The following is a 2,344-nucleotide window of genomic DNA, read 5'->3' as shown; positions in this document are numbered from 1 at the left end:
CACCCGAACCTGACCTCTTTGAGCTTCCAGTCAGCAGTTGCAACAAAACCGGGCATGTTCACCACCGCCCGGCTAGACCAGTACTTCGGCGCCGGCAAGGAAGACCCTGTCGGCGCACGGGCCATTGTCAACGGCACGGATAAGAGCAAAACCATCTTCGAGTGGCACACGTTCGCAGCGTCGATCTACGGCATTTGCCGTATACCATCTCCGATGCAGATCAGACATTTTCGCATGGAGATCGCCTACCACTCGCGATCTAACAGCAAATGATGGAGAATCCGATGAAGGCAGTTTTGATCGCACTGGCGGTAATTATGTTCGTTCCAGCAGTCGCATCGGCGATGGCAAATCCTCAGCTGTACCCAAGGGAGACGAAGACCTCCACTGATGGCAAATAAGAGGTTCTGGCGCCTTCAAGGGACAGCTAAATGAAAGCCCGCCGCTCCGAAAGGGTGGCGGGCTTTTTCTGCGTTTCAGACTTCAGACGATGAAGAAGTCGTTGGCGGTCATTGCCAGTCCGGGCGAGAGCGTGGCGAATTTCGTTGCCGCCGCTCCACCGAGCCCGTCCTTGTCGAAATACAGGTCGCCGGTTGCCTTGTTGTAGATAATCCGGTCAGTCGCATCATGCGCGCCGGTGCCGATGTGGAAGGCGCCTACCGACAACCAGCCAGTGGCCAGACCCGCAAAGATAGCGTTCTCCATCTGGAACGAGTCCGCGAAGGGGACGTAATCGGTGATCTTGTCGATATTGTTCGATCCGAGAGGCGTGTTGAATACAAAGGTGTCGCCCCCGTTGTAGTGCCCCCCTACCAGCGTGTCTGATCCCTTGCCGCCGTTCAACGTATCACTACCCTCGCCGCCGCGTAGGATATTGTTGCCGTCGTTGCCAACGAGGGTGTTGTGAAGGCCGTTGCCGTTGCCGATAAGATTGGTTGAGCCAAGAAGCTCCAGCCGTTCGACATTGGCTCCCAGCGTCCAGTCGATATAGGAACGCACAGTGTCGGTGCCGTCGTTGTAGGTTTCGATGACGCGATCACCGGTCGAGGACACGACATAGATATCGTCGCCATCCAGGCCGTACATGGTGTCCTTTCCGGCCTTGCCGTCGAGAAAATCTGAAAAGTCGTGGTCCCAGTTTCCAAACAGCTTATTGTCCAGGGCGTTGCCTATGGCGACGCGTGCGGATCCATACAACTCAAGCGTCTCGATGTCGGCCGACATGGTCCAGTCGACATATGCCTTGACCGTGTCGTAACCTTCGCTGGCAAATTCGATTGTTTGGTCGCCAATGGCGTCCACGACGAATATATCGTTTCCTAACCCGCCATATAGCCTGTCTTGACCCTGACCTCCTTCGAGGCGATCGTTTCCACCCATGCCATAAAACGTATCGTTGCCTTCATATCCGAAGAAGATGTCGTTACCATCGCCGAGCTTGGCGACATCGTCCCCGGTTCCGGCATAGAATTTAATGTCCCCCAATAGATCAATAAACGTGTCAATTGATACGAACATGGCATGATAAGCTTGGACAAACGGAAGATTGTATTCGTCAATGCTGATCTCGGGAGCTTGTTCTCGCAGGCTTTGGAACACAAAGCCGTAGACCGTACCGGCTACAGGCGTCGGATCGTCAACATGATCTGTCGCGTATTCCAGGTTGAGGCCGGACCAAGTTGCGTCGTAGCCATCTGAATCTGCGCCTTTGTGTATCACAAGATTGGACGTCGACTTTTCAGTCGTGAGTGGACCCATCCAATTTATAAAATCCTGCAGTTCCTGGCGAAAATCGCTGTCCAAACCTGTGTGTGTGGATACTCCGATAGTCGTCATCGCATTTGCTCGAAATGTTCGGCAGCGCCCCGAAGCTCTACGACTAGCTCGACGTCGCTCCCGTGAAGTTGTGGCATCGCATCCTCCAATGAGAGGCCGGCGCGAGCTTGGGCGACTTGGGGGTCTCTCGCACCGGCCTTTGCAGCGACGGGGGTCAGCTGCGAACTCAGATAATCACCGAATCTCCTGCCGTGCCAGTGAATTTGGAGGGAACATTGCCGCAAGGCGAGCGTTAGCCTCCTGCCGCTAATTTCTGGGATTATGCGAGGAGCGGCAAACCGCCGGCGTTCACTCACTCCCCGGCGGCATAGAGCCCGCCTTCGCCACCCTCGCGACGGCGGGCTTCTTTTTCAAGCCTTCGGCATGAACGCGGCCCGCCGCGGTTGGCGATCACGGCCAAATATCTTACCTCTGAGCGATTTCGGCCTTTCGCCGTCAATGGCCTCATGAAAAGCAGCCAAAGCGTTTATCCAGACGATTGCCTTGAACGGCATATCAGCCTCGCCAT

At 55.4% G+C, this 2,344-nt stretch carries 1 protein-coding gene and 1 pseudogene; one reads left to right on the top strand and one right to left on the bottom strand.

Annotation, left to right across the window (positions count from 1 at the left end):
• Positions 1-273 (top strand): annotated as a pseudogene (locus tag G6N74_RS30350) (hypothetical protein); the annotation flags it as partial.
• Positions 274-483: 210 nt separating this feature from the next.
• On the opposite strand, the gene G6N74_RS30345 reads toward G6N74_RS30350, so the two are convergent.
• Complete coding sequence (locus G6N74_RS30345) at positions 484-1,836, bottom strand: calcium-binding protein (protein ID WP_165121715.1); 1,353 nt, start codon at positions 1,834-1,836, stop codon at positions 484-486.
• Positions 1,837-2,344: the final 508 nt, after the last annotated feature.

This window comes from Mesorhizobium zhangyense (assembly GCF_011045115.1).
Taxonomy (GTDB): Bacteria; Pseudomonadota; Alphaproteobacteria; order Rhizobiales; family Rhizobiaceae; genus Mesorhizobium_M; species Mesorhizobium_M zhangyense.
The sequence above is the reverse complement of the archived record's forward strand: the minus strand, read 5'-3'. Positions and strand labels throughout refer to the sequence as shown.